Origin of the sequence: Kribbella sp. NPDC050820 (assembly GCF_040653975.1) — a bacterium.
GTDB lineage: Bacteria > Actinomycetota > Actinomycetes > Propionibacteriales > Kribbellaceae > Kribbella.
Map to the genome: position 1 here is coordinate 54,936 of NZ_JBFAHB010000040.1, position 26,418 is coordinate 81,353.

Sequence of the window (26,418 nt, forward strand, 5' to 3'; positions counted from 1 at the left end):
TGTCAGAGACTGGTCACGAAGACCTGGGGGACTGCTTGAAGTAGCGTCTAGAGCTGGGAAACCCGCAGGTTCGCGTACTCGCCGATCAGCGGCGCCATCTGGCGGAAGCCGAGCTTTCCGCCGGCGAGGGGCTGGTCGTCGTACCACTCGAAGCTTGTGACGTCGTTGATCGCGAAGGAGATGTGGCCGCGGTCGACGGTCAGCCTGAGTTTGTAAGGACCTTCGGCGTCCAGGACCGACGGGAGCGGGTCCGGTCCCTGCGCGACGAGGTGGAAGCCGTAGCTCTTGCGCAGGTTGCAGGTGTGGAACGCGCGCTCGGCCGGCCAGCGGCGGCGGAAGTACGAGACGTGGTAGGTGTCCAGGTCGCCGTGGTGGTACTGCTCGTACGGCCCGGTCCGCGGCCGGAGGTCGAAGAGGTCCTCGCCGGCGCGGCCCTTCGCGTGGAAGAACAGGATGCACAGGCCGGGCTCGCGGATCGGCCAGAAGTCCCACTCCACGGCGATGTCGGGCGGGAAGTCCTCCGGGCACCACAGCACCACGTTGGCGTCCTGCCCGTCCTCCGGCGGCCGCACACTCTCCAGCCGCAGCCGCCCGAGCGGGAACGAGACGGCGCCCTCGCCTTCTAGGCGGAAGGTTGTTAGGTCTTCGGCTGAGGCCAGCGGGTTTTCGTAGAGTGTTTCAGCGGCGTTTGAAATCACTCGACTCCCTCACGATCAGATCCGGTTGGAAGATCACCTGCCGATGGCGATGCCGCTCGGCCGCCTCGACCTCCTCCTGCAGCAACTCCATCGCCGACCGCCCGAGCAACTCGGCCGGCTGCCGCACGGACGACAGCGGTACGGCGGCCGCGCGGGCGAAGTCGATGTCGTCGTACCCCACAATCGCCATATCGCGCGGGACCCGCAGTCCGGCAACGGCCATCGCCTGCAGGAATCCCAGCGCCAGCAGGTCGTTCGCGAGGAACGCCGCGGTCGGCCTGCTTTTGGCCGGCATCGCGGCGACCTTCTCGCCGATCGCGCGGCCCTCGACGACGCCCGTCACGTCGACCTCGAACTCCTGCAGGTCGACGTGATCGGCCTGCCCGACCACAGTCTTGATGCCGGCCATCCGGTCCGCGACCTGTTGCATGCTGAACGGCCCACCGATGAAGGCGATCCGGCGATGCCCCGACTCGATCAGGTGATTGCCCGCCAGCCGCCCACCCAGCTGGTCGTCGACCGACACCGAGCAGAGGCCGCGGTCCGCCGTACGGTCGACGAGGACGACCGGCGTACCGCGATCGACCAACGCTGTCAGCCGGGGATCGTTGCTGTCGAACGGGGTGATGAGAATGCCGAGGACGCGCTGCTGCTCGAGCTGGTCGAGGTGATGCCCCTCGCGCACCGGGTCGGTCTTGCTGTTGCACAACATCACCACGGTGTCGTGCTCGTACGCCAGCGCCTCGGCGCCTTCGGCGAGATCGGTGAAGAACGGGTTCGCCACGTCGAGCACAACCAGCCCGACGGTCCGGCTCTTGCCCGCGCGCAGGTGCCTGGCCGCCTCGTTGCGCACGAACCCGAGCGCGCTGATGCTGTCCTGCACACGTTGCCTGGTCGCGGGCGCCACGATCCACGGCCGGTTCAGCACGTTGCTCACCGTGCCCACCGAAACTCCCGCGCGGTGCGCGACCTCTTTGATGCTGGGCGTCGCCATCGTCCCTCGAAACCGGTCACACTCCGTCAGAACCCCCAGTCTACCGGCGCCCAATTGAATCGTCTAAATCACCAAGAGGACACCACCTTCGCTGCGAGCGGACACCGCGCCGCAGCACCTGCCCTGTCAGCCGCCTCCAGCGGCGCGCCCACCGACGTCCCGCACACCACACCGCGCTCGGCGCCCGCACCCGCCGCCACGCAGCTCGGTCACCGCTCCGCGGAGGCTGCTCTCCTAGCCGCCTTCGGCGGCGCGCCCACCGCTTTCCCGCGCACCGCGATCGGCGACCGCGCCGCCTCGCGGGGTTGCGTCGGCGCCTCACGGAGGCGGATATCCCCTGGTGTTGTGGCTTCTCCCTTCGTACTCAAGGGGAGAAGCCAGCGTTCGAGGGGACATCCCCGTCAATTGACGGCGGTGGGTTCCGTCAACTGCTTGTGGCGGGCACAACCTGGTGCCACGGGCAACCTGCTCGGCGGATCCAACCTCCGGCGAGCACGCGGTCACCGCTGCGCGGCGGCTGTCTTGTTGGCCGCCTTCGGCGGGCGCCCGCCGCTGTCCCGCGCACCGCGATCGGCGAGGGGCTGCTCGCGGGGTTGCGTCGGCGCTTCGCGGGGCGGATATCCCCTGGTGTTGCGGCTTCTCCCCTCGCACTCAAGTGGAGAAGCCACCGTTCGAGGGGAAATCCCCGTCAATCGACGACGGCGGGTTCCGTCAGTTGCCCGTGGCAGGCCCAACCTGGTGCCACGGGCAACGTGATCGGCGGACCCAACGTCCGTCAGGCAGAGCGGTCACCGCTGCGCGGCGGCTGATTTGCCGGCCGCCTTCGGCGGCGCGCCCACTGGTGTCCTGCGCACCGCGATCGGCGAGCGCGCCGCCTCGCGGGTTGCGTCGGCGATTCACGGAGGCGGATATCACCTGGCGTTGCGGCTTCTCCCTTCGCACTCAAGGGGAGAAGCCACCCTCCAAGGGGACATCCCCGCCAATTGAGGGCGGCACCTACGTGCTGCTGGCCCCGCACCTCCCGTCCGGCTGAGCTTGCCTACTCACATTGGGGGTTGCCCACTCGAATTTCCAGTGGGCAACCCCTTAGCTCAGGGGGCATCCGGCTGTTGTGGCGGATCTGTGGGTGGGTTGGCATGGCGGGCGAGCGGTGCGGCGGTCTGGCGGGGCCGTGGGTGAGGCTGCGGTGGCGGCGAGACGGGAGGGCGTGCAGTTCGACAGGTGGTGCCGGGCCGCCGGTAGTGCGGTTGAGCGCGGTCGGGTCGGTGTGTACGGCGTCTCGCTGGTGCACTACCTGTCCGTATGTCCCCGGCTCCATGCAACCGGCTGTTCGTATGTCCCCGGCTCCATGCAATTGGTTGGGGGTCGACGGGGATGTGACTGGTGGGTAACATTGGGGGATGAGCGAGGTGCTGGGGTTGTGGGAGCGGTTGCGGGGGGTGCCTGGTGGGGATCGGGTGTTCTCGTGGGGGTTCGCCTGGAAGGCGCCGTACTTTCGGTCGGTTCGGCCTCGGTTCGTGCAGGTGAGTCCTAATTACGCGGCGTTGAGGTTGCCCAAGCGGCGGGCGGTGCAGAACCACATCGGGACCGTGCATGCGATTGCCGTGTGCAACGGGTTGGAGGCGGCGATGGGGGCGTTGGCGGAGGCGACTGTTCCGGGTGGGAAGCGGTGGCTGCCCAAGGGGATGGAGGTTGCGTACCTGGCCAAGTCCACGTCCGATCTCACGTGCTCGGCCGAGACCGATCCGCAGGACTGGACGGCTGGGCCGGACGTGCCCGTGCGGGTCAAGGCGACGCGGGACGACGGCACGGTCGTGGTCGAGGGGACCATCCACCTCTGGGTGACCGACCGGAAGTAGCACGGGCGGGCCAGTGGTCGCGGGGTGGTATTGCTGTCGCTCGGGGGAGCGGTAGGACATAGGGTCGGCGGCGTGAGTGACGCGTTGCGGTTTGTGGACATCGCCGAGGACCAGTTGGACGCGGTGTTGCGGGTGCGGGCCCGGTCGTTCGGGGTGATGGCGGCCGGTGATCGGGAGCAGTGGCTCAAGGACGCGCGGGCGTTCATCAAGGACGGCCGGTACGTCGGTGTGGCCGACGGCGACGAGGTCGTCGCGGCGGCGCGGTTCTGGGACTTCGAGCAGTGGTGGAGCGGTCGGCGCGTGCCCGTGGCGGGTGTTGCGGGAGTCGTCGTGTCGCCGGAGTACCGGGGGCGTGGCGTTGGCAGCAAGCTGATGCGCGGGCTGCTGCAGCGGGCGGCTGACAAGGGGTTCCCGCTGACTGCGCTGTACCCGGCGACCACAGTCATCTACAGGCACCTGGGGTACGAGTTCGGTGGCGGGCGCTACCGGTTCTCGTTCCCCGCGGCCGATCTGCGCGAGCTGGGTGGCAAGGAGGTCGCCGTACGGCGGGCTGGGCCGCAGGACGCGGAGCGGGTCCTGGAGTTGGTGGGGCAGTCGCACGAGCGGCGTCGTACCAGCGGTCCGCTCGTGTGGCCGCTCAACGAGGTCACCGAGTGGCTGGCGGACGAGGACAACTTCGCGTACCTCGCTGAGGACGGGTTCGTGGTCTACAGCTGGTCCGGCTCGGACCTGTGCGTGGACGAGCTCGTGGCCGGCTCCGAGGCGACCGCCCGCGCGCTGTGGGCGACGGTCGGCTCCGGCTCCTCGATTGCGCGGACTGTGCAGGCCTACATCTCGCCGAACGACCCTGTGCATCTCCTGGTCGAGCATGAGGCGGAGAAGGAGGTGCAGCACCAGCGCTGGATGGTGCGGCTCCTCGACGCGCCCGCTGCGATCGCTGCGCGTGGGTACGCGCCCGGTGCGGTTCTGGAGGTCGACCTGCGGGTCGAGGATCCCGACGTACCGGCGAACAGCGGTGACTGGCACCTGTCTATTGCTGACGGTGCCGGTGAGCTCACGTCGACCCAGGCGTCCGGTGACGTGCTGCAGCTCGGCCCGCGCGGGCTGGCTGCCCTCTATGCCGGTACGCCGCTGGCCACGCTGCGCGGGTCTGGTCTCGCCAGAGGTGGAGCCACGACGGCGGATGCGGCGCTCGACGCGGCCTTCGCAAGCGCCACGCCGTACATGCTCGACTACTTCTGATCGCGGTGCGGTTAGGGTTGTCGAACAAACGTTCGGAGGTGGTCCATGCGGGTGCTCGGCGTCGACCCGGGGTTGACTCGCTGCGGCCTCGGCATCGTCGAGGGCTCACCCGGCAAGCCGCCGGCGCTGGTCGCCGTCGGGGTGATCCGGACGCCGGCCGACCTGGACGTGGCCAAGCGGCTGGTCCGGATCGATGCCGAGCTGGAGGAGTGGATCACCGAGCACCGGCCGGACGCGGTCGCGGTGGAGCGGGTGTTCGCGCAGCACAACGTGCGGACGGTGATGGGTACGGCGCAAGCGTCCGGAGTCGCCATGGTCGTGGCGGCACGGCGGGGTCTGCCGGTCGCGTTGCACACGCCGAGTGAGGTGAAGGCGGCGGTCACCGGCTCCGGCCGGGCAGGTAAGGAGCAGGTCACCACGATGGTCACCCGGATCCTCAAGCTGGCCGAGCGCCCGACCCCTGCCGACGCGGCGGACGCGCTGGCGCTGGCGATCTGCCAGGTCTGGCGCGGCGGTACGGCGTCCCGGCTGCAGGAGGCGGCCGGGAGCCGGTCGAACCTCGAAGCGCTGGCCCAGGCACAATCCCGCCTGCAGGTAGCTCGGCTGCGAGCAGCGGTGGCAGCCCAGGAGAGTAAGAGATGAGTACTGCGGTGCCGGGAGGCTGGACATGATCGCGTTTGTGCGGGGGCCGGTGGCGGCGATCGGGGTGGACAGCGCCGTGATCGAGGTCGGGGGCGTGGGGCTGCAGGTGTTCTGTCATCCGGGCACGCTCGCCGGGCTTCGGCCGGGGCAGGAGGCCCGGGTGTCGACCTCGATGGTCGTACGTGAGGACTCGCTGACGTTGTACGGGTTCGCCGACGACGACGAGAAGAGCCTGTTCGAGCTGCTGCAGACCGCGTCCGGTGTCGGACCGAAGCTGGCGCAGGCGGCACTCGCCGTACTGAGTCCTGATCAGTTGCGGCAGGCGGTCGCCACCGAGGATCTGAACATGCTGGTGAAGGTGCCGGGCATCGGGAAGAAGGGCGCCCAGCGGATCGTGCTCGAGCTGAAGGACAAGATCGGTGCGCCGAGCCGGACGGTGACCGGCCGGCCGCTGCAGACCACGGAAGCGTGGCGCGAGCAGGTGCATGCGGGCCTCGTCGGCCTCGGCTGGTCTGCCCGCGACGCGGACGACGCCGTCACCGCTGTGTCGCCGCTTGCCGCCGACAGCCCGAACCCGTCCGTGCCCGACCTGCTCCGCGCCGCGCTGCGCGTGCTCTCCAAGGCATAAGACCTCTCCAAGGCATAAGACATCTCCAAGGCATAAGACCTCTCTAAGGCATAGGTATGGAAGACAACGTCCGGCCGCTCGTCTCCGCGGACGCGGTGGATCTCGAGGAACGCAAGATCGAGTCCGCCCTGCGCCCGCGCACCCTGGCCGAGTTCGGCGGCCAGCGCCGCGTGAGCGAGCAACTCGAGCTGGTGCTGCACGCTGCCCGCGGCCGCAACCGCGCTCCGGATCACGTGCTGCTGTCCGGCCCGCCCGGCCTGGGCAAGACCACGCTGGCGATGATCATCGCCAGCGAACTGTCAGCGCCGCTGCGAGTGACCAGCGGCCCAGCGATTCAGCACGCGGGCGACCTGGCTGCGATCCTGTCCGGGCTCAGCGAGGGCGAGGTGCTGTTCCTCGACGAGATCCACCGGATGTCCCGGCCGGCCGAGGAACTGCTCTACATGGCGATGGAGGACTTCCGGGTCGACGTGATCGTCGGCAAGGGGCCGGGCGCGACTGCGATCCCGCTGGAGATCCCGCCGTTCACGCTGGTCGGCGCGACCACCCGGGCCGGGCTGCTGCCGGGGCCGCTGCGGGACCGGTTCGGGTTCACCGGGCACCTGGAGTTCTACGAGGCCTCCGAGCTCGAGAAGATCGTCAACCGGTCGGCCGCGCTGCTCGAGGTCGACATCACCCCCGAGGGTGCGGCCGAGATCGCCTCCAGGTCCCGCGGTACGCCGCGGATCGCCAACCGCCTGCTACGCCGCGTGCGCGACTACGCCGAGGTGCGCGCCGACGGGATCATCACGCTCGCACTGGCGAAGGCGGCGCTGGAGCTGTACGAGGTGGACAAGATGGGCCTGGACCGGCTGGACCGGTCCGTGCTGGACGCTTTGTGCCGCCGCTTCGGCGGCGGTCCGGTGGGCCTGTCGACGCTGGCGGTCGCAGTCGGTGAGGAGCGCGAGACCGTGGAAGAGGTGGCCGAGCCGTTCCTGGTTCGCTCCGGATACCTCGCCCGTACGCCGCGCGGCCGGGTCGCAACACCCGCGGCCTGGCGCCACATCGGCCTCAAGGTCCCCAAGGGCGCAACCTTCGCCGACACCCTTTTCGACACCGACGAGGACTGATCGGGCACGCTCCGGCGGCAGCTTTGACATCACGGGGCTGCGGGGGAGACTGGAGTGGAGTCCTGGTGCTGAGTAACACAAACGTGACCACGTGTCATGACGTAGTTCTTGGTGCTCGGCGTTAGACTCCCCGATGGCCTGTCCTCAGGTCGATCCGCTGCGACCTGCACGCTTGGGCAGAGCGTGCCGGACGCCCCGTACTCCCGATGACGAAGGATTCTGAGTCCCGATGCAACTGATCGCCGTACCAATGGCCTCTTCCGGGGGCGGCTCCGGCTTCACGCTGCTGCTGCCGCTGATCCTGATCGTCGGGATGATCTGGTTCATGAGCCGCACGCAGCGCAAGCAGCGCCAGCGGCAGGCCGACACCGTCGCCGCCCTCACCCCGGGCACCAAGGTGATCACCACCAGCGGCCTGGTCGGCCTCGTCGAGGAGGTCGACGACGAGTACGTGACGCTGGAGATCTCCGAAGGCGTCCTGGTGCAGGTCGTCAAGCCGTCGATCGGCCGGGTCATCCCGGACGAGGACGGCACCGCGGCACAGGCCGAGGCGCCGGCCGCCGAGAAGGCCGATGACAAGGACGAGGCTGCGGACGACGCCGCCGACGAGGCTGTCGAGGAGCCCGCGAAGGACCCGGTCGACGTCCCGGACGCGGGCCGTGACAAGGCCGACAAGGCCGACGGCAAGGTGCAGGACACGCCGAAGCTGCCGCCGACGCACACCGAGAACTGACGCCCCCTGTTCTAACGGCCTGCGGCGCGCCGACCGGCGTCCACCAGACGATTCGGCGCGCCCAGAAGTACAAAGGTTGAATCTGACGTGGCAACGACGACGACATCCCGCCCCGGGCGGCTACTGATCGTCCTGGGGGTGATCGTGGTCCTGCTGTTCGGGATCATGGGGCTGACCAAGACCTGGAAGCCCAAGCTGGGCCTGGACCTGCGCGGTGGCACCACCATCACGCTGACCGCGAAGTCCCTGGCCGGCGGCGGTTCGGTGACCGCCGACCAGCTGAACGAGGCGAAGAACATCATCTCCCAGCGGGTCAACGGAGCGGGTGTCGCCGAGGCCGACATCACCACCTCCGGGCGGGACCACATCAACGTCGCCGTGCCCGGCGCGAACCAGGACAGCCTGGTGAAGCAGGTCGGCCAGACCGCGTTGCTGTACTTCCGGATCGTGTACGACGCCCAGGCCGCGGCTCCGGTCGCGGCCCCGTCGCCGACGCCGACGACCAAGCCCAGTACGACGCCGAAGCCGAGCACCACGGTCAAGCCGAGCACCACCGTCAAGCCGAGTACGACGGTCAAGCCGAGCGCGACGCCGAACGGCCGGGCCTGGAGCAGCGTCCTGGGTCAGGCCGACCCGACGCCCACACCGACGCCGAAGCCCAGCACCCCGGCTCCCAGCACTCCGGCGGCGAGCACTCCGGTCGCGACCCCGTCGACGCCGGCCGCCTCGACCGACCCGCTGCAGTACGTGCCGGACGCGGCCACGCAGACCGCGTTCGCGGCGTACAAGTGCGGTGACGAAGGGCAGACCGACGACCCGAACAAGCCGCTGTTCGCCTGCGACCGCGAGGGCACGTACAAGTACCTGCTCGGTCCGGCGATCCTGAAGGGCACCGACTTGTCGGACGCCAGCGCGGGTATCCCGCAGGGCGGCTTCCAGTGGCAGGTGAACCTGGAGTTCACCGGCGAGGGCGGCGACAAGTTCCTCAAGGCGACGCAGAACATCTCGGCCCGCGGCCAGGGCCAGAACCTGTTCGCGATCGTGCTGGACAGCGAGGTCATCTCCACGCCGAGCGTCGAGAACCCGATCCCGGGTGGCCAGGCGCAGATCACCGGCACCTTCACCGAGGCCGAGGCGCGCGACCTGGCGAACGTCCTGAAGTACGGCGCGCTGCCGGTCTCGTTCGACATCTCCTCGGTCGAGACGGTGTCGCCGCAGCTCGGTGGCGACCAGCTGTCCGCGGGCATCTGGGCCGGTATCGCCGGTCTGGGCCTGGTCGTGCTGTTCTCGTTCCTGTACTACCGGGGCCTGGGCATCGTCGTGGTGGCGTCGCTGGGCGTGGCCGCCGTACTGACGTACGCGTCGGTCGTGCTGCTGGGGAGGGCGATCGGGTTCACGCTGACCCTGGCCGGTATCGCCGGTCTGATCGTGGCCATCGGTATCACCGCGGACTCATTCGTCATCTACTTCGAACGACTACGTGACGAAGTCCGCGAGGGCCGCAGTCTGAGGTCGTCGGTCGAGACCGGCTGGGCGCGGGCCAAGCACACGATCATCGCGGCCGACTCGATCTCGCTGCTCGCCGCGGTGGTGCTGTACATCCTGGCGATCGGCAGCGTGCGTGGCTTCGCGTTCACGCTCGGCCTGACCACGCTGATCGACCTGCTCGTGGTGTTCATCTTCACCAAGCCGCTCGTGACGCTGCTGGCCCGGACCGACTTCTTCGGCCACGGTCACAAGCTGTCCGGCCTGGATCCGGAGCATCTCGGCGTGGAGCGGTTGCCCGGCCAGATGAAGCCGTCGGCGCGTCCGGCCAAGCGGCCGTCGACGCCGAAGCCGCTGGGAGGGGAGGTCTGATGTCGAAGCTCGGACAGCTCGGCGCCAAGCTGCACCGCGGTGAGGTCTCCTACGACTTCATCGGCAAGCGCAAGCTCTGGTTCGGTGTCTCCCTGGTGCTGATCGCGATCTCGCTGATCGGCCTGTTCACCCGCGGCCTCGCGCTCGGCATCGAGTTCAAGGGCGGTGTCGAGTACCAGACCAACGTCAAGGTCACCGACAACACGGTCCAGGACTTCACCGACGCGGTGAAGGCGACCAACGCCCAGGACCTCGGCGACCCGGTGGTCACCACCATCGGCGCCGACAAGGTGCGGGTGCAGACCAAGCCGCTGGCGCAGGACGACATCACCAAGGTCCGGGCGGCGATCGCCGCCGAGGCCGGGGTCGCGGTCGAGCAGGTGACGTCGCAGCAGATCGGCGCCTCCTGGGGCCAGCAGATCGCGAACAAGGCGATCATCGCGCTGATCGTGTTCATCGGCCTGGTGTTCCTGGTGATCTGGGCCTACTTCCGAGAACCCAAGGCCTCGATGGCCGCGATCATCGCGTTGCTGCACGACGTGCTGATCACGGTCGGCGTGTACGCGCTGATCGGGTTCGACGTCACGCCGGCCACGGTGATCGGCGTCCTGACGATCCTCGGGTACTCGCTCTACGACACCGTCGTGGTGTTCGACAAGGTGCGCGAGAACACCCGCGGGATCACCGGCTCGAACCGGTACACCTACTCCGACGCGACCAACCTGGCCGTCAACCAGACCGTCGTACGGTCGATCAACACGACGCTGATCGCGTTGCTGCCGGTCGGGTCGATCCTCGTGGTCGGCACCGTCGTACTGGGGACCGGGCCGCTGAAGGACCTGTCGCTGGCGCTGTTCGTCGGTATCGCCGTCGGCGCGTACTCCTCGGTGTTCATCGCGCCGGCGCTGCTGGCGGCCTTCAAGGAGCGCGAGCCGGGCATGCAGGCGCTGAACCGCCGGGTCACCGCCAAGCGGGCCTCGGCCGCCGCGACGCCGGCCCCGGCCCCGGCCACCGCCGGTGCGGCGGTGGCGGTGGGAGCCGGGAGTGCTGCCAAGCCTTCCAGGCCGCAGGACAAGCCTTCGGGTACGGCGCCGGTGGCGTCGCCCCGGCCGATGAAGGCGTCCGGGCACAACCGGCCGCAGCCGTCGCGCAAGCCGCGATCGAAGCGCGGTAAGTGATGCGGTCGCTCGAGCAGGTGCTGAAAGACGGGATCCGGGACATCCTGGACTACCCGCAGCCGGGGGTGGTGTTCAAGGACATCACCCCGCTGCTGGCCGACCACAGCGGCTTCGCCCAGGTGGTCGAGGCGCTGGCTGCGTCCGGCAAGGACGACGACGGCAACCCGATCGTCGACAAGGTGGTCGGGATCGAGGCGCGCGGGTTCATCCTCGCCGCCCCGGTCGCGCTAGCCCTCGGCGCCGGGTTCGTGCCCGTGCGCAAGAAGGGGAAGCTGCCGGCCGCGACGTACGAGGAGTCGTACGCCCTGGAGTACGGCGAGGCGACCATCGAGGTCCACCAGGACGCCTTCCGGCCCGGTGACCGGGTGCTCGTCATCGACGACGTCCTGGCCACCGGCGGGACGGTCGAGGCGTGCCTGCGGCTGATCCGCCGCTGCGAGGCCGAGGTGACCGGTACGACGGTCCTGCTGGAGCTCTCCTTCCTGCCCGGACGCGAGCGGCTGGCCGGTGAGCAGCTCAGCGCGCTCGTCACGGTCTGACCCGAATTCGGGCAAACTCTCCGCCACGACACGCTCACCCGGCGTGTTGTCCACAGGGCGTTTCAACGAGCCTGGGGCGTTCCCCCTAGACTGGTGGTCTGTCGGCGGAGGGACACAAACGTGGGCGAAGACCCGGCGATGACGTCAGCGGTACCGAACGTAGTACCGCAGGAGCCCCCGCGCGCCCCGGTGCGCCCGGCTCCGTCACCGCCGCCTGTCGCCCAGCCGCCCCGGATCGCTCCCGCCCGGGTCCGCGCCCGGCTGGCCCGCCTGGGCGGCACCCGGCACCCAAACCGGGCGCCGATGCTCGAGCCGCTGTTCCGGGTGGTCCGGGCCACCCACCCGAAGGCCGACCTCGGCATGATCGAGCGCGCCTACCGGACCGCGGAGAAGTACCACACCGGCCAGCTCCGCAAGAGCGGTGACGCCTACATCACGCACCCGCTCGCGGTCGCCACCATCCTGGCCGAGCTCGGTATGACCGCGCCGACCCTGTGCGCCGCGCTGCTCCACGACACCGTCGAGGACACGCCGTACACGGTCGAGGAGCTGACCCGCGACTTCGGCGAAGAGATCGCCATGCTGGTCGACGGCGTCACCAAGCTGGACAAGGTCAAGTACGGCGAGTCCGCGCAGGCCGAGACGATCCGCAAGATGGTCGTCGCGATGGCCAAGGACATCCGGGTGCTGGTGATCAAGCTCGCCGACCGGCTGCACAACATGCGCACCCTGGGCTTCCTGCGGCAGGAGAAGCAGGAGCGGATCGCCCGCGAGACGCTGGAGATCTACGCCCCGCTGGCGCACCGGCTCGGTATGAACACGATCAAGTGGGAGCTCGAGGACCTGTCCTTCTCGACCCTGCACCCGAAGGTGTACGACGAGATCGTCCGGCTGGTCGCCGAGCGCGCGCCGTCGCGGGACGAGTACCTCGCCTCGGTGATCGACCAGGTGCACGAGGACCTGCGCGCGGCCAAGGTGAAGGCCACCGTCACCGGCCGGCCGAAGCACTACTACTCGATCTACCAGAAGATGATCGTCCGCGGCCGCGAGTTCGGCGACATCTACGACCTGGTCGGCATCCGGGTCCTGGTCGAGTCGGTCCGGGACTGTTACGCCGCCCTCGGCATCCTGCACGCGCGCTGGAACCCGGTCCCCGGCCGGTTCAAGGACTACATCGCGATGCCGAAGTTCAACATGTACCAGTCGCTGCACACCACCGTGATCGGCCCGCAGGGCAAGCCGGTGGAGCTGCAGATCCGGTCCTTCTCGATGCACCGCCGCGCGGAGTACGGCATCGCCGCGCACTGGAAGTACAAGGAGGACCCGACCACCGCCGCGCCGGAGGCCGCCGGTCCGCCCACCACCGAGATCGGTGGGCCGAACGAGATGCCCTGGGTCCGGCAGCTGGTCGACTGGCAGCGGGAGACCTCCGACCCGTCGGAGTTCCTGGACTCGCTGCGGTTCGAGATCAACAACTCCGAGGTGTACGTCTTCACCCCGCGCGGTGACGTGATGTCGCTGCCGGCCGGGTCGTCACCGGTCGACTTCGCGTACGCGATCCACACCGAGGTCGGGCACCGTTGCATCGGCGCCCGGGTGAACGGGCGGCTCGTCCCGCTGGAGAGCACGCTCGAGAACGGTGACGTCGTCGAGGTCTTCACCTCGAAGGCGCAGGGCGCGGGACCGTCGCGCGACTGGCTCTCGTTCGTGAAGAGCCCGCGGGCGCGGAACAAGATCAAGCACTGGTTCTCCAAGGAGCGCCGCGACGAGGCGATCGAGCACGGCAAGGACGCGATCGCCAAGCAGCTCCGCAAGGAGGGCCTGCCGCTGCAGCGCCTGCTGTCGCACGAAACCCTGACCGCGGTCGCGAACTCGCTGCGCTACCCGGACGTGACCGGTCTGTACGCCGCCGTCGGCGAGAGCCACGTGAGCGCGCAAGCCGTCGTACGGCGCCTCATCGAGACGTACGGCGGAGAGGAAGGCGCGGCCGAGGACCTCTCCGAGGGCGTGCGGCTGCCGGCCTCGAAGGAGCGGCGGAAGCGGTCGGCCCGCGGCGACGCCGGTGTCATCGTCAAGGGTGCGACGGACGTGCTGTCGAAGCTGGCCCGGTGCTGCACGCCGGTGCCGGGTGACGAGATCATCGGCTGGATCACGCGCGGCGCTGGTGTCTCCGTACACCGCGCCGACTGTGCGAACGTCGAGAACCTGCAGACCCAGCCGGAGCGCATCGTCGAGGTCGAGTGGGCCCCGACGGCGCAGTCGGTGTTCCTGGTCGCGATCCAGGTCGAGGCATTGGATCGGGCGCGGCTGTTGTCGGACATCACCCGGGTGCTGTCCGACTACCACGTGAACATCCTGTCGGCGGCGTTGACCACGACCCGCGACCGGATCGCCAAGTCCCGCTTCACCTTCGAGATGGGCGACCCGACGCACCTCGGTCACGTGCTCAAGGCGGTCCGCTCGGTCGAGGGCGTCTTCGACGTCTACCGCGTCACGCAGTAGATGCCGTAGGCAACCGGCTTACCCGAGGCTCTTGCGGCGGATGCGGAGTGTGTAGTTGAGGCCTTGGCGTTCGCCGTCGGCTCCGAAGCGGACCGACGTACTCACGCCGCCGGTGGTCGCGACGTCCCACCCGAGTTGCTCACGGGCCTGCCGTGCGAAGGCCTTCAGGTCCTTGATCTCGCATCCGCAGTCCAACGCCGTGTCCACGAACACGTACGACGCCGCCGGGTGCTGCTCGTGCGGACTCAACTGCCAGCTGATCCGGTGCTCGTGGTCTGCGAGGCCCGTGCGGACCGGGTCGTGCTGGATACCGAGCGCCTTCTCGTAGTCGTCGATGTCGTCGATCAGGAACAGGTCGCTGCGGTACTTGCCGGGCCAGACGGCGTACAACCGGCTCTCACCCGCACGCACCCGCCCCGCGACCCCATCCGCCGGCGGCGACTGCACCGACCCATCGGCTGCGACCTCCAGGTAGCACATGGTCGACAGCTCGTACGGGAAGTCCGGCGAGTGACTGGCGTAGCGCACGCCGCCAGCCTATTCACCACCGCCGCGGCAACCGCGGATGCTGGCACAAGAAACTCCCCACCGCGAGCTCCAGTGCCGGATAGGCCCCCACAAATCAGTCCGCCGAACCGAGATGATGTGCCACCCAAGCGCCTCGAGCTCACCCCGCCGCCGCTCGTCCCGCACGTCAGCCCTCCGCCCGGAGTGCCACGCATCGCTGTCGTACTCAAGCCCCAACCGACGCCCGTCGACCGGGCGCTTCGGGTAGCCCAGGTCCAGTCGGTAGGTGCTGCTAGGTCCGGTGACGCGGACTTGGAGATCTGGTACGCCGAAGCCGGCATCGATCAACCGGAGTCGCAGCCAGGACTCACCGGGGGAGGCTGCGCGACGGTCGGCGTACCGGAGGATGTCCTGGCTCTGTGAGTAGCCCGGTCGTCCCTCATAGGCAGCCGACGCGGCGCGGAGCGCCCAGCGATCGGCCTTGCCGGCGTGCAGGAACGCGTCGACCGCGGAGAGCGCGAACGGCCGGGGGAGACGCATCGCCAACTGCACCGCCGTGGCCAGCGGGCTGGTCAGCCGCAGATCGCCGATCTCGACGGTGTCGACAGGCTCCCGCGTCCAGTGCGCGCCGACGAGCTCGTCAGGTCCGAGCGCGGTCGTGTCGAGGCCGTGCACCCAAGCAGCCGTCTTCCCACAGGCCACCGCGTCCTGCGGGATCGCCAGGCTCGCCGCCGCGACCCGCAGGTCGTACGAGTCAGGCACCCGGACGTCGACGTACACGCCTTTCATCACCTGGCGGATCTCGCCGCGCGCCAACAGCCACGCCCTGCTGCGCGTTATCCACAGCCCTTGGGGTCAGCTGAAGTCGGAGAGGGCGTTTTGGGCTTGGGTTAGCCATTCTCGGCGGGCGGCTATGGCTTCGCGGGCTTCGGTGGCTTTGCGGGTGTTGCCTTGGGACTCGGCCTTCGCGGCCTGCTTCTCCAGGTCGGCGATGAGGGACTGGAGTTGCTTGACCGTGGCTTCGGCGCGGGCGCGGGCTTCGGGGTTGCTGCGGTTCCAGACCTCGTCCTCGGCGGCCTTGACGGCTTGCTCGACGGCGCGCAGGCGGGAGTCGATCGCCCGCATCGAGTCGCGCGGGACCTTGCCTATCTGGTCCCAGCGGTCGAGCAGTTCGCGGAGTTGCTCGCGGGCCGCCTTGGCGTCCTCGACCGGCAGGATCGCCTCGATCTCGACGAGCAGGGCTTCCTTGGCCTGCAGGTTCTCGACCTGCTCGGCGTTCTCCTCGGCCTGTACGGCGTCCCGCGCGCCGAAGAACGTGTCCTGGGCGGCCCGGAAGCGCGCCCACAGCTTGTCGTCGACCTCGCGCGGCGCCGGGCCGGCGGCCTTCCACTGCCGCATCAGGTCGCGGAAGCGCCCGGACGTCGGGCCCCAGTCGGTGGACGAGGCAAGCGTCTCCGCCTCGGCCGCCAGCCGCTCCTTCACCACAGCCGCTTCCTCACGCTTGGAGGACAGCTCGGCGAAGTGCTGCTTGCGATGCCGGGTGTACGTCGTGCGCGCGGAGGAGAACCGGTGCCACAGTTCGTCGTCGCTGGACTTGTCCAGCCGCGGTAGCGCCTTCCACTCCTCCAGCAGCTCGCGCAGCCGGGTGACGCCGTGCCGCCAGTCGGTGCCGGCGGCGATCGTCTCGGCCTCGGTGGCGATCTTGGTCTTGGCGGAGCGTGCCTCCTCGACCTTGGCGGCGCGCTCGGCCTTGCGCTTCTCGCGCTGCTGGGCGACCAGCGGGGTGAGTGCGTCGAGCCGGGCCCGGAGCCCGTCGAGGTCGCCGACCGCCTGGGCCTCCTCGAGCGTGCCGGCCACCTTCTTCACCGCGGCGCGGGCGTCGTCGGGTGACACGGTGCCGGCCTGGACGCGCTTCTCCAGCAGGTCCACCTCGAAGGCCAGTGCGTCGTACCGCCGGGTGTAGAAGGCGAGGGCCTCCTCCGGGTTCGCGTCCGGCCACTGGCCGACCGCCCGTTCACCGTCCTTGGTCCGTACGAAGACCGTTCCGTCCTCGGCTACCCGGCCCCAGCTCTCTCCGGCCACAACTCGCCCCTTCCGGCGGTATGCACTGCGCTCGTGCCCATTCTGGTCAGTCCCTGGTCCAACCGCGCGAACAGGGCCTGCGTGGGCGCGTCGAGCCGCTGTCTCGACGCTTATCCCTGAACAATCACAAACTCCACGCTGGGACGCAACGGTGTTGAGTCACAATCCGGTTCGTTCTCCGCGTGCCGGCACCGGTAGCCTTGGGTGGTCCCGAACCGTTCCAGGAAGGTCAGTCGTGCTCATCGCCGGGTTCCCCGCGGGGTCGTGGGGTACGAACTGCTACGTCGTCGCCACCGGCCAGGGCGCGGAATGTCTCGTCATCGACCCGGGTCAGGACGCGACCGCCGGGGTCGAGCAGGTGGTCCGGGAGAACAAGCTGAAGCCGGTCGCCGTGCTGCTCACCCACGGTCACGTCGACCACATGTTTTCCGTACTCCCGGTCTGCGGGGCGTACGACGCGACCGCCTGGATCCACCCGGACGACCGGTACCTGCTGAGCGACCCGCTGGCCGGGATCAGCCCGGAGTCCGCCCGGATGCTGCTGGGCGGCAACCACGAGTTCGCCGAGCCGGACGACGTCGCCGAACTCAAGGACGGCCTGAGCCTGGAGCTGGCCGGCCTGAACTTCACCGTCGACCACACCCCGGGCCACACCCGGGGCTCGGTCACGTTCACCACGCCGTACGACGGGCCGGAAGAGGTGCCCGCGGTTCTGTTCTCCGGTGACGTGTTGTTCGCCGGGTCGATCGGCCGGACGGATCTGCCTGGGGGCGACCATCCGGCGATGCTGCATACGTTGGCCACCAAGATCCTGCCGATGCGCGACGAGATCGTCGTCCTGCCGGGTCATGGTGGCCAGACAACGATCGGCCGGGAGAAGGCGACCAACCCCTACTTGCAGGACCTGGAGATACCCGAATCATGAGCAAGGCCAAATCGTGAGCAAACTCAGCCCGCTGAGTGGGTTCCCCGAATTCCTTCCGCAGGACCGGATCGTCGAGCAGAAGTTCCTCGACGTGATCCGGGAGACCTTCGAGCTGCACGGCTTCGCGTCGATCGAGACCCGCGCGGTCGAGCCGGTCGAGCGGCTGTCCAACCAGGGCGAGGACGCCGACAAGGAGATCTACGGCGTCCGGCGGCTGGCCGCGGACAGCGACGAGGACGCGGCGCTCGGCCTGCACTTCGACCTGACCGTGCCGTTCGCCCGCTACGTGCTGGAGCACAGCGGCAAGCTGGTGTTCCCGTTCCGCCGCTACCAGATCCAGAAGGTGTGGCGGGGCGAGCGCCCGCAGGAGGGCCGCTACCGCGAGTTCACCCAGGCCGACATCGACATCGTCGACGCCGCCGAGCTGCCGACGCACTACGAGGTCGAGCTGCCGCTGGTGATCGCGGACGCACTGCGCAAGCTGCCGGTGCCGGAGTTCGTGATCAAGGTGAACAACCGCAAGATCCCGGAGGGGTTCTACCGCGGGCTCGGCCTGGACGACGTCACCACGGTGCTGCGGATCGTCGACAAGATCGACAAGATCGGCCCGGACAAGGTCGTCGAGCGGCTGGTCGAGGCGGGCGCGACCGACAAGCAGGCCCGGCTGGCGGTACAGCTGGCGGACATCTCCAGCACGGACACGTCGTTCGTGGAGAAGGTCCGGGCGCTCGGCGTGGAGCACGAGATCCTCGACGAGGGGCTCGAGCAGCTCAGCCAGGTGATGGCTGCGGCCGGTGAGCACGCTCCCGGCCTGCTGATGGCCGACCTGCGGATCGCCCGGGGCCTGGATTACTACACCGGTGCGGTCTACGAGATCTACCTGGTCGGCCAGGAGTCGTTCGGGTCGGTCGGTGGCGGCGGCCGGTACGACTCGCTCGCGTCCGACGGCAAGACGACGTACCCCGGTGTGGGCATCTCCATCGGGGTCTCGCGGCTCGTGCACCGGCTGATCAGCCAGGGGCTGCTGGCCGGCTCGCGTCGTACGCCGACTGCCGTGCTGGTCGCGCTGAACGCCGAGGAGGACCGGGCCGAGGCCATGCGGACGGCGGCGCAGCTGCGCGGCCGGGGGATTCCGGTGGAGGTGGCGCCGGCGGCGGCGAAGTTCGGGAAGCAGATCCGGTTCGCGGACCGGCGCGGCATCCCGTTCGTGTGGTTCAGCACCGAGAACGGCCCCGAGGTGAAGGACATCCGCAGCGGCGAGCAGGTGCCCGCCGATCCCGCCTCCTGGACGCCGCCCGCCACAGACTTGCTACCCCGTATCGAGACATCTCAGGAGAACCAGTGATCCGTACCCATTCCGCAGGCTCGTTGCGCGCCGAGCACACCGGGCAGACCGTCACCCTGGCCGGCTGGGTGGCGCGGCGGCGTGATCACGGCGGCGTGGCGTTCATCGACCTGCGCGACTCCAGCGGCACCGTCCAGGTGGTCATCCGGGACGAGGAGGTCGCGCACCCGCTGCGGGCCGAGTTCTGCCTGAAGATCACCGGCGAGGTGAACGCGCGGCCGGAGGGCAACGCGAACCCGAACCTGCCGACCGGCGAGATCGAGGTGATCGCCTCCGACGTCGAGGTGCTGAGCTCGGCCGACCCGCTGCCGTTCCCGGTCGAGGAGCACCACGCGACGCCGGTGAACGAAGAGGTCCGGCTGAAGTACCGGTACCTCGACCTGCGCCGGCAGGGCCCGGGATCCGCGCTGCGGCTGCGCAGCCAGGTGAACAAGGCGGCGCGCGACGTACTGGCGAACCATGACTTCGTCGAGATCGAGACGCCGACGCTGACCAAGTCGACGCCGGAAGGCGCGCGGGACTTCCTGGTCCCGGCCCGCCTGCAGCCGGGCTCGTGGTACGCGCTGCCGCAGTCGCCGCAGCTGTTCAAGCAGCTGCTGATGGTGGCCGGGATGGAGCGCTACTACCAGATCGCCCGCTGCTACCGCGACGAGGACTTCCGCGCCGACCGGCAGCCGGAGTTCACCCAGCTCGACATCGAGATGAGCTTCGTCGACCAGGACGACGTGATCGCGCTGTCCGAGGAGATCCTGGCCGCGCTCTGGAAGCTCGTCGGGTACGACGTCCAGACGCCGATCCCCCGGATGACGTATGCCGAGGCGATGGCGCGGTTCGGCAGCGACAAGCCGGATCTGCGGATGGGCCTCGAGTTGGTCGAGTGCACCGAGTACTTCAAGGACACCCCGTTCCGCGTGTTCCAGGCGCCGTACGTCGGTGCCGTCGTGATGCCCGGTGGTGCGGACCAGCCGCGCAAGCAGCTGGATGCGTGGCAGGACTGGGCGAAGCAGCGTGGTGCGCGCGGGCTGGCGTACGTGCTGGTCGGCCAGGACGGCGAGCTCGGCGGTCCGGTCGCGAAGAACCTCTCCGAGGAGGAGCGCGCCGGGATCGCCGACCACGTCGGCGCGAAGCCGGGCGACTGCATCTTCTTCGCCGCCGGCCCGGTGAAGTCGTCGCGGGCGCTGCTCGGCGCGGCCCGGCTGGAGATCGGCCGCCGCGGCGGGCTGATCGACGAGTCGGCCTGGTCGTTCGTGTGGGTCGTCGACGCGCCGCTGTTCGAGCCGGCCGACGAGGCGACCGCCGCGGGTGACGTCGCGGTCGGTTCCGGCGCCTGGACCGCCGTACACCACGCTTTCACGTCGCCGAAGCCGGACTCGCTGGACACGTTCGACACCGACCCGGGGTCGGCGCTGGCCTACGCGTACGACATCGTCTGCAACGGCAACGAGATCGGCGGCGGGTCGATCCGTATCCACCGCGAGGACGTGCAGAAGCGCGTGTTCGCGGTGATGGGCCTGACCGACGAGGAGGCGAGCGAGAAGTTCGGCTTCCTGCTCGACGCGTTCAAGTTCGGCGCGCCGCCGCACGGCGGGATCGCGTTCGGGTGGGACCGGATCACCGCGCTGCTGGCCGGGACCGAGTCGATCCGCGACGTGATCGCGTTCCCGAAGTCCGGTGGCGGGTTCGACCCGCTGACGGCCGCGCCGGCGCCGATCACCGCGGCCCAGCGCAAGGAGGCCGGTGTCGACGCGAAGCCGGAGAAGAAGGCCGACGCCGCGCAGTAGGCAAGCCGATGTCCCCTTGAGCAACGGCGCCTGACGCTGGGAAAGTGACGATGCCGTTCGCGCCGCACCGGATTTCGGTTCACACCGAGAGGTCCGGCGCGGTCCGCGTGGTGGTCAGCTCCTCCAGGACCCGGTCGGCGTGCTCGCGGACGGCGACGAAGTCGGCGGGCTGGAAGATGGCGGCCTGGGCGTCCTTCATCAGCAGGTTCACGTGACCGACGACGAGGCGCCGGCCGGTGTCGTCGACGCAGAACTGACCGGTGCTGTGCAGGACCCGGAGCTGTGCCCGGACGACACGCGGTTCGGCTTTGCCATAACGCCGTACCTGACCACACGCGAGGTCGAGGTAGTACGCGAGATCTCGCCCGGGTACGACGACCCGCAGTACGCCGGCCTGGTCGCGAAGGAACTGGCTGCCGAGCTCACGCTTGGCCAGCGCGGCGAGCACGACGGACAGGTGCTCGATCGCCTGGATCGAGGTGTAGGGGTCGTTGATCGCGGCCGACAGCGCCTTGACCGCGATGTCGGCCAGCTGCCGGACCCCGAACGCGACGTCCTGCTCGGCGGTCCGCTCGAAGCCGATCCGAATGGAATCCCGCGCCGCCGCAGCGAGCCGGTCGACGGCAGGTGGCGGCCCGGGCCGGTCCGTCCACACCTGCACGAGCGCTGCGCCGGCGAGCAGCGACTCGGGGTGGATGGTCTGCAGGTAGCCGGAGCTATGCGCGGGGATGTCGATCGCCCACTCGGGCGGTGCCGGGCGCGGCTCGGTGGTGACTCCCACCGTCGGCAGGTCCCGGTCGATGACGTTCAGTGTCGTGCGCTCGACCTTGCGCATGACCTCGTCGATCTGGATCGAATGGGTCAGGTGGTGCAGGAAGAACACCAGCATCAGCAGGCTGATGAACAGCAGCACCAGTGCAACGGTGACCGCGAGCCGTGGGTACTCGTCCGTCCGTTCGCCGGCCTGGACGCCGACCGTGTAGAGGCCGGCGCTGGCGTAGGTGAAGGTCGCGACGAAGACGCTCAGCACGAACTGGTTGGCCCGGTCGCGCAGGAAGTTGCGCAGCAGCCGGGGCGAGAACTGGGTCGAGGCGAGCTGGAGCGCCACCACGGTGAGGCCGAGGACCAGCGCGATCACGGTCGCCATCGTGCTGGCGATCGCGATCAGCAGGGTCCGGGCGTCGTCCGCCGTACCCTGGAACAGGAAGCGGTCCCGCCACGAACCGGGCTCGATCTCGACGAAGGTCAGGGCCGAGCCGGTGACGAGGGCGAGCACGACGGCCACCGACGGCATCGCCCAGAGGGCTCCGCGCAGGTACTCACTCGCCGCATCCCGCCGCACACCGGCCACCCCCTCCCTGTGGTCAGGGTCGCGCCACCCGCGGGCGTCGGTCAACGGTCGGCGTGCAGATCGTCGTACCGTCGACGGTCTAGGCTCGGGGTGTGGCAGGCGGCGTACCGGTGGAGTTGCTGGCGCATCTGCGGCGTGCGCGGGATGTTGCTGACCGCAACTATGCGGAGCCGCTCGACCTGGCCGGGCTGGCGGCCGCGGCCGGGGTGTCGAAGTACCACTTCCTGCGCTGCTTCGCGGCCGAGTACGGCGAGACGCCGATGCAGTACGTGACCCGGCGGCGGATCGAGCGGGCCAGCGACCTGCTCCGGGCCACCAACCTGACCGTGACCGAGGTGTGCGGCCTGGTCGGGTACAGCAGTCTGGGGTCGTTCTCGCAGCGGTTCACCGAGTTGCTCGGGATGAACCCGTCGGAGTACCAGCGGACCCAGTCCGGCGCCCGGATCCCCGGCTGCTTCGTGTTCATGCTCGGGCTGAAGTCCGCAATTCCGGAGAAGCCAGAGGCGGGCGCCGCGCCCTACCGTCGTACCGAGAGCAACGACGAGGAGGAACCATGATCACCAACATCAGCCTGATGAGCGTGTTCGTCACCGACATCGACGAGGCGAAGGAGTTCTACACCGAGAAGCTCGGGTTCGCGGCCGGGAGCGACGTCAAGCTGCCCGACTACCGCTGGTGCACCGTCTACCACCCGGATCACCCGGAACTGCACCTGCAACTCGCGCTGCCCGGACCACCCCTGGACGAGGAGGCCGTCGCGGCCGTCCGGCGCATGATGGCGAAGGGCACGATGCACGGGTTCGGCATCGCGACCGACGACTGCCGCAAGACGTTCCAGGAACTCGTCGCCAAGGGCGTCGAGTACATCCAGGAGCCGAGCGAACGCCCGTACGGCGTGGAGGCGGTGCTGAGGGACAACTCCGGCAACTGGCTGGTCCTGGTCGAGCAGAAGCTGTACACCGCGGAGGACTTCGCCTGATCCGGCTCGTCAGGAGCGGCCTCGGCGAGGTCGGTTTGCGTAGCGGATCAGGTTGTCCTGCAGTAGCCGTCCCGACCTTGGTCAGGCCGAGTACCAACTGTGGGGAGTGGAGGGTCACGGTCGGTTGTGGTGTCCGGTTGTTCGCGGCGCAAGTGGTCGGGCATGGTGACCGGATGGACATCACGGTGGATCCGGTCGGGATCACCCCGCCGTACGAACAGGTGCGGTCGCAGATCGAAGGTCTCATCCGGGCAGGCGAGCTGGCGAAGGGGACCCGGCTGCCTACGGTGCGGCAGCTGTCACTGGACCTCGGGCTGGCGGTGAACACGGTGGCGCGGGCGTACAAGGAGCTCGAGGCGGATCGCCTGGTGGAAACCCGCGGACGGAACGGGACCTTCGTCCTCGCCGAACGCAGCCAGGTAGACGACGCGGCCACCCACCAGGCCGCCGTCGCCCTCGCGCTAGCCGCCCGCCGGGCGGGTCTATCCTTCGCCGAGACAACCGAAATCCTTCACCAGGCCTGGTAGTCCCCCCACGCGTGCTACGCAGCCGCACCTACGTCGCGGCCGCTCCGCGCGCTCCCACCCGCCCTCCCGCTTATCGCCGGTGCATCCCTTGCCTGGCTGTCGCCGGCGGTCGTGCGGGCTGCCGCCCGCGGTACGGTGCTGTCGCTCCGCGGGGGTGCGCGCTGTCGCCCGGGGTGCGGTGTTGTCGCCCGGAGTGCCGTGCTGTCGCCCGGGGGTGTGGTGCTGTCGCGCCGCGGGTGTGCGGGCTGTCGCCCGGGGTTCACGCACGTAGAGCGCGTGGGTTGATGTCCGGGCGGGCGTTGTGGGCAGCCGGTGGGTGTCATCCCAGGGTGACTGTTCAGATGCGCGAGTTGAATCGAGGGCTTGGACAGGTACTGGTGGGCTGGTACCTGATATCTCCTGTCCGCACCCACCAGTGGGTGTCCCACGCCCCGAGCGCCACCACGGATCACGGCGAGTACGACAGGCGACAGCCGAACGACCGTGGGCCAACAGACCGAAGGCGGGCGGTAGCCCGCAGGTGGACGGCGGCAGCCGTCACACCCGCGGGGCGACAGCACCGCATACACGCGGAGCGGCAGCACCGCGAACCGCCGGCGGTAGCCAGGCAAGGGATGCACCGGCGGTAGCCGGGGGGCGGGTGGGAGCGCGCGGAGCGGACGCGACGGAGGAGCGGCTGCGTAGCACGCGTGGGGTGGACCACGCGTCGGACGGACCCCCTGCATCGGAAACGATTCCAGATTGGTTGGGGCAACGTTGTAATGAGCTATGTACAGGGAGTCCTGACGTTGCTACTGTCCGGCTGATTTGACATCGATGTCAGCGACAGGGGAGTGGTCACGATGGTCTCGAGACGAACGTTCCTGGCGGGTAGCGGCGCGGTGGCGGCGGGTGGGTTCGGGGTGGTTCAGCCCCTTTCCGCCGCCGCGGCCGACAACGCTGCCAATGCTTCGGCCCAAGCGGCGGCAGACCGCTGGTTGCCTGCCTTCGCCAAGCCGGGGCGGTTGCACTACGGCGACGTCAGCAAGCTCAGCGGGGGCGACCAGACCCTGCTGACCACCTTGCAGGGCGTCGTCAACCGCACGAAGCCTGAGCTGTACTTCCTGTTCAACCCGGGCGGCCCGGACGGTCCCGATGCCAAGTGGCTCGCGGACATGAAGCTGCCGACCACCCGGTACGACGATCCGCTCGACCTGGTGGCGAAGTACCGGAGCCGGATCAAGGGCGCGATCGTTCACGATCCCGCCGTAGCGGACTCGATCAACGTCGCCACGACGCTGGCCGGGCTGGAGAACGCGGTCGTGGCGACCGCGGAGCAGGCGCAGGCGCACGGGCTGCGGATCGTGAAGGACCTGCGTGGGGTCTTCGACGGCGACCGGGTGAAGACCTATCGCTGGCAGCTGGACAACCTGTTCCCGCGGTGCAACCAGAAGCTGCTCACCGGTCTGCCGCCGACGATGGTGGTGCAGGTCGAGGACGTGCAGTGGCAGGAGATCGCCCGCGAGACCCGGCAGATCCGGGACTCGTCGAACCGTGGGACGTACGACCTGGACGTCTCGGCGAAGCTCGGCCCCGACGGGGTGTTCGTCCGGTTCGGGGACTCGTTCGGCGACGACGGCTGGGGCGCCTCGGTGCTCGGGGTGACGGTGAAGGCGAACGGGACCGAGATCGCGCGGTTCCTGCCGAACACGCCGGAGGAGGCGCCGTACCTGTTCGAGGCCGCGAACTCGTCGATCGGTGGCGAGGGCAACCGGTTCGCCGACGGCGGGAACTACTGGATCTACCGCTTCGCCCCGCCGGCCGGTACGACGAGCCTCGTGGTGACGGTGGAGATGTGGAACCAGTACGTCGTGTCCGCGACCGACACCGCGCCGACCCGGATCGAGCCGTTCCCGTTCTTCCGCGACTACGTGGTGGCCACCAAGGCCCTGGTGAGCTGGCTGCCGCCGAACGGTCCGACCGGCGACCTGCTGACCGAGCACTTCGACAAGGTCGGGCCGACCGCGCCGTACGCGGGCTGGTTCTCGAACGACGTCGCGGGGGAGTGGAGCGGTGTCGACCTGGCGTCGCAGGGCGGCTCGCCGGTGATCCCTGCGGACTTCTACATGAACGGCACCGTGCACTCCGGCTTCGTCGCGCCGATCTCGGACAAGGTCCGGCCGGTACGGCGGTTGCAGCCGAAGAACAAGGTGTACGTCACGCTGACCTTCGGCGAGGGCGACAACGTGCAGTACTGCCAGCGGCGGATGCGCGACATGTGGGACGACCCGCGGCGTGGTGAGGCGATGGTCAACTGGACGATCAGCCCGCTGCTCGCCGAGATCGGCCCGGGGCTGTTCAGCTACTTCCAGCGGACCGCGACCTCCAACGACCTGCTGATCTGCGGGCCGTCCGGCGCCGGCTACAGCTACCCGGGGTCGTGGCCGGCCGACCAGCTGACGGCGTACCTCAAGTTGTCCGGGTCGTTCATGCGCCGTACCGGCATGGACCTCGTCTACGCCTACAACCACCGGGATGCGAACGGCTGGGTCGCGTTCCCGGAGGAGATCGCCCAGGGGTACAACGACCACACCCCGCTGCAGGGCATCGTCCAGTCGTGGGAGGGCGGCGACCTGCTGGTCAAGCGCGGCGGCCTGCCGATCATCGGGAACTTCGGCGCACCCGGGAAGGCCGCTGAGTACAAGGCGGCCCTGGACGCGAAGATCGCCGACTGGGACGGCGCGAGCCCGGCCTTCATCGCCTGCGGTATCAACGCGTGGGGCTGGACGCCGTCGGACATCGCCGACCTGGCTCCGCTGCTGACGGACCCGTACGAGCTGGTGCTCGGCAACACCTTCTTCGACCTGCTCAACCAGGTTCTGTAGGGAGCCACGCTCCGGCGGGCGGTCCGCCAGCGCCCGCCGGTGCGTGGATTAACCGGAACAGGTCCGCCCAAAGGTG

At 69.2% G+C, this 26,418-nt stretch carries 23 protein-coding genes; 17 read left to right on the forward strand and 6 right to left on the reverse strand.

Going from position 1 to position 26,418, the window contains the following annotated elements; genetic code table 11:
• Positions 1 to 47 precede the first annotated feature (47 nt).
• Together AB0H36_RS29015 and AB0H36_RS29020 are read right to left on the reverse strand one after the other, a co-directional pair.
• On the reverse strand, positions 48 to 698 hold the full coding sequence (locus AB0H36_RS29015) for a DUF1961 family protein (protein WP_360530248.1): 651 nt from the start codon (positions 696 to 698) through the stop codon (positions 48 to 50).
• Positions 679 to 1,692, reverse strand: coding sequence for a LacI family DNA-binding transcriptional regulator (locus AB0H36_RS29020; RefSeq protein ID WP_360530251.1), 1,014 nt, complete (start codon positions 1,690 to 1,692; stop codon positions 679 to 681). Before AB0H36_RS29020 ends, AB0H36_RS29015 begins: the two co-directional genes overlap by 20 nt.
• A gap of 1,400 nt (positions 1,693 to 3,092) precedes the next feature.
• Here AB0H36_RS29020 and AB0H36_RS29025 point away from each other — a divergent pair.
• From AB0H36_RS29025 to AB0H36_RS29070, 10 genes are all read left to right on the forward strand, one after another.
• A complete protein-coding gene (locus AB0H36_RS29025) occupies positions 3,093 to 3,551 on the forward strand; it encodes a hotdog fold domain-containing protein (protein WP_360530254.1) in 459 nt (152 codons plus the stop codon).
• A gap of 72 nt (positions 3,552 to 3,623) precedes the next feature.
• Positions 3,624 to 4,793, forward strand: a complete 1,170-nt coding sequence (locus tag AB0H36_RS29030) for a GNAT family N-acetyltransferase (RefSeq protein ID WP_360530257.1) — start codon at positions 3,624 to 3,626, stop codon at positions 4,791 to 4,793.
• A gap of 45 nt (positions 4,794 to 4,838) precedes the next feature.
• The gene (gene ruvC / locus AB0H36_RS29035) at positions 4,839 to 5,435 is read left to right on the forward strand and encodes a crossover junction endodeoxyribonuclease RuvC (RefSeq protein ID WP_360530260.1); all 597 of its coding nucleotides are present in this window, start codon (positions 4,839 to 4,841) and stop codon (positions 5,433 to 5,435) included.
• A 25-nt stretch (positions 5,436 to 5,460) separates the two neighbouring features.
• On the forward strand, positions 5,461 to 6,063 hold the full coding sequence (gene ruvA / locus AB0H36_RS29040; protein WP_360530263.1) for a Holliday junction branch migration protein RuvA: 603 nt from the start codon (positions 5,461 to 5,463) through the stop codon (positions 6,061 to 6,063).
• 56 nt (positions 6,064 to 6,119) lie between these two features.
• The gene (ruvB, locus tag AB0H36_RS29045) at positions 6,120 to 7,172 is read left to right on the forward strand and encodes a Holliday junction branch migration DNA helicase RuvB (protein ID WP_360530266.1); all 1,053 of its coding nucleotides are present in this window, start codon (positions 6,120 to 6,122) and stop codon (positions 7,170 to 7,172) included.
• A 229-nt stretch (positions 7,173 to 7,401) separates the two neighbouring features.
• On the forward strand, positions 7,402 to 7,905 hold the full coding sequence (yajC, locus tag AB0H36_RS29050) for a preprotein translocase subunit YajC (protein ID WP_360530269.1): 504 nt from the start codon (positions 7,402 to 7,404) through the stop codon (positions 7,903 to 7,905).
• Between the two features lie 87 nt (positions 7,906 to 7,992).
• Complete coding sequence (gene secD / locus AB0H36_RS29055; protein ID WP_360530272.1) at positions 7,993 to 9,762, forward strand: protein translocase subunit SecD; 1,770 nt, start codon at positions 7,993 to 7,995, stop codon at positions 9,760 to 9,762.
• Positions 9,762 to 10,940, forward strand: coding sequence for a protein translocase subunit SecF (secF, locus tag AB0H36_RS29060; RefSeq protein WP_360530275.1), 1,179 nt, complete (start codon positions 9,762 to 9,764; stop codon positions 10,938 to 10,940). Before secD ends, secF begins: the two co-directional genes overlap by 1 nt.
• Positions 10,940 to 11,479 carry an adenine phosphoribosyltransferase gene (locus AB0H36_RS29065; protein ID WP_360530278.1) on the forward strand — a complete coding sequence of 180 codons (540 nt, stop codon included), beginning with the start codon at positions 10,940 to 10,942 and terminating at the stop codon, positions 11,477 to 11,479. Before secF ends, AB0H36_RS29065 begins: the two co-directional genes overlap by 1 nt.
• A gap of 303 nt (positions 11,480 to 11,782) precedes the next feature.
• Positions 11,783 to 13,981 carry a bifunctional (p)ppGpp synthetase/guanosine-3',5'-bis(diphosphate) 3'-pyrophosphohydrolase gene (locus AB0H36_RS29070; protein ID WP_360530323.1) on the forward strand — a complete coding sequence of 733 codons (2,199 nt, stop codon included), beginning with the start codon at positions 11,783 to 11,785 and terminating at the stop codon, positions 13,979 to 13,981.
• 18 nt (positions 13,982 to 13,999) lie between these two features.
• Here the strand turns inward: AB0H36_RS29070 and AB0H36_RS29075 are convergent, their stop codons facing one another.
• From AB0H36_RS29075 to AB0H36_RS29085, 3 genes are read right to left on the reverse strand one after another with little or no spacing between them, the layout of a single operon-like run.
• Entirely contained in the window at positions 14,000 to 14,509 is a 510-nt protein-coding gene (locus AB0H36_RS29075; protein WP_360530281.1) for a hypothetical protein, read from the reverse strand.
• 9 nt (positions 14,510 to 14,518) lie between these two features.
• Positions 14,519 to 15,304 (reverse strand): hypothetical protein, encoded by a 786-nt coding sequence (locus AB0H36_RS29080; RefSeq protein WP_360530284.1) that lies wholly within the window; start codon positions 15,302 to 15,304, stop codon positions 14,519 to 14,521.
• Positions 15,305 to 15,343: 39 nt separating this feature from the next.
• The gene (locus AB0H36_RS29085; RefSeq protein WP_360530286.1) at positions 15,344 to 16,570 is read right to left on the reverse strand and encodes a DUF349 domain-containing protein; all 1,227 of its coding nucleotides are present in this window, start codon (positions 16,568 to 16,570) and stop codon (positions 15,344 to 15,346) included.
• 235 nt (positions 16,571 to 16,805) lie between these two features.
• On the opposite strand from AB0H36_RS29085, the gene AB0H36_RS29090 reads away from it, so the two are divergent.
• Genes AB0H36_RS29090 through aspS form a run of 3 tightly spaced genes read left to right on the forward strand, consistent with a single transcriptional unit; the run spans position 16,806 to position 20,621 of the window.
• Positions 16,806 to 17,495 carry an MBL fold metallo-hydrolase gene (locus AB0H36_RS29090; protein ID WP_360530291.1) on the forward strand — a complete coding sequence of 230 codons (690 nt, stop codon included), beginning with the start codon at positions 16,806 to 16,808 and terminating at the stop codon, positions 17,493 to 17,495.
• A 13-nt stretch (positions 17,496 to 17,508) separates the two neighbouring features.
• Entirely contained in the window at positions 17,509 to 18,840 is a 1,332-nt protein-coding gene (hisS, locus tag AB0H36_RS29095; protein WP_360530294.1) for a histidine--tRNA ligase, read from the forward strand.
• Complete coding sequence (gene aspS / locus AB0H36_RS29100) at positions 18,837 to 20,621, forward strand: aspartate--tRNA ligase (protein WP_360530297.1); 1,785 nt, start codon at positions 18,837 to 18,839, stop codon at positions 20,619 to 20,621. The genes hisS and aspS overlap by 4 nt, the downstream gene beginning before the upstream one ends.
• Positions 20,622 to 20,700: 79 nt before the next feature.
• On the opposite strand, the gene AB0H36_RS29105 is transcribed toward aspS, so the two are convergent.
• On the reverse strand, positions 20,701 to 21,963 hold the full coding sequence (locus AB0H36_RS29105; protein WP_360530300.1) for a DUF2254 domain-containing protein: 1,263 nt from the start codon (positions 21,961 to 21,963) through the stop codon (positions 20,701 to 20,703).
• A gap of 101 nt (positions 21,964 to 22,064) precedes the next feature.
• Here AB0H36_RS29105 and AB0H36_RS29110 point away from each other — a divergent pair, with 101 nt between their 5' ends.
• The 4 genes from AB0H36_RS29110 (at position 22,065) to AB0H36_RS29125 (ending at position 26,342) form a co-directional block, all read left to right on the forward strand.
• Entirely contained in the window at positions 22,065 to 22,529 is a 465-nt protein-coding gene (locus AB0H36_RS29110; protein WP_360530303.1) for a helix-turn-helix transcriptional regulator, read from the forward strand.
• Positions 22,526 to 22,951: a VOC family protein gene (locus AB0H36_RS29115; protein ID WP_360530306.1), complete on the forward strand. Its 426-nt coding sequence runs from the start codon at positions 22,526 to 22,528 to the stop codon at positions 22,949 to 22,951. Before AB0H36_RS29110 ends, AB0H36_RS29115 begins: the two co-directional genes overlap by 4 nt.
• 173 nt (positions 22,952 to 23,124) lie before the next feature.
• A complete protein-coding gene (locus AB0H36_RS29120) occupies positions 23,125 to 23,478 on the forward strand; it encodes a GntR family transcriptional regulator (RefSeq protein WP_360530309.1) in 354 nt (117 codons plus the stop codon).
• An 842-nt stretch (positions 23,479 to 24,320) separates the two neighbouring features.
• On the forward strand, positions 24,321 to 26,342 hold the full coding sequence (locus AB0H36_RS29125; protein WP_360530312.1) for a GxGYxYP domain-containing protein: 2,022 nt from the start codon (positions 24,321 to 24,323) through the stop codon (positions 26,340 to 26,342).
• Positions 26,343 to 26,418 lie beyond the last annotated feature (76 nt).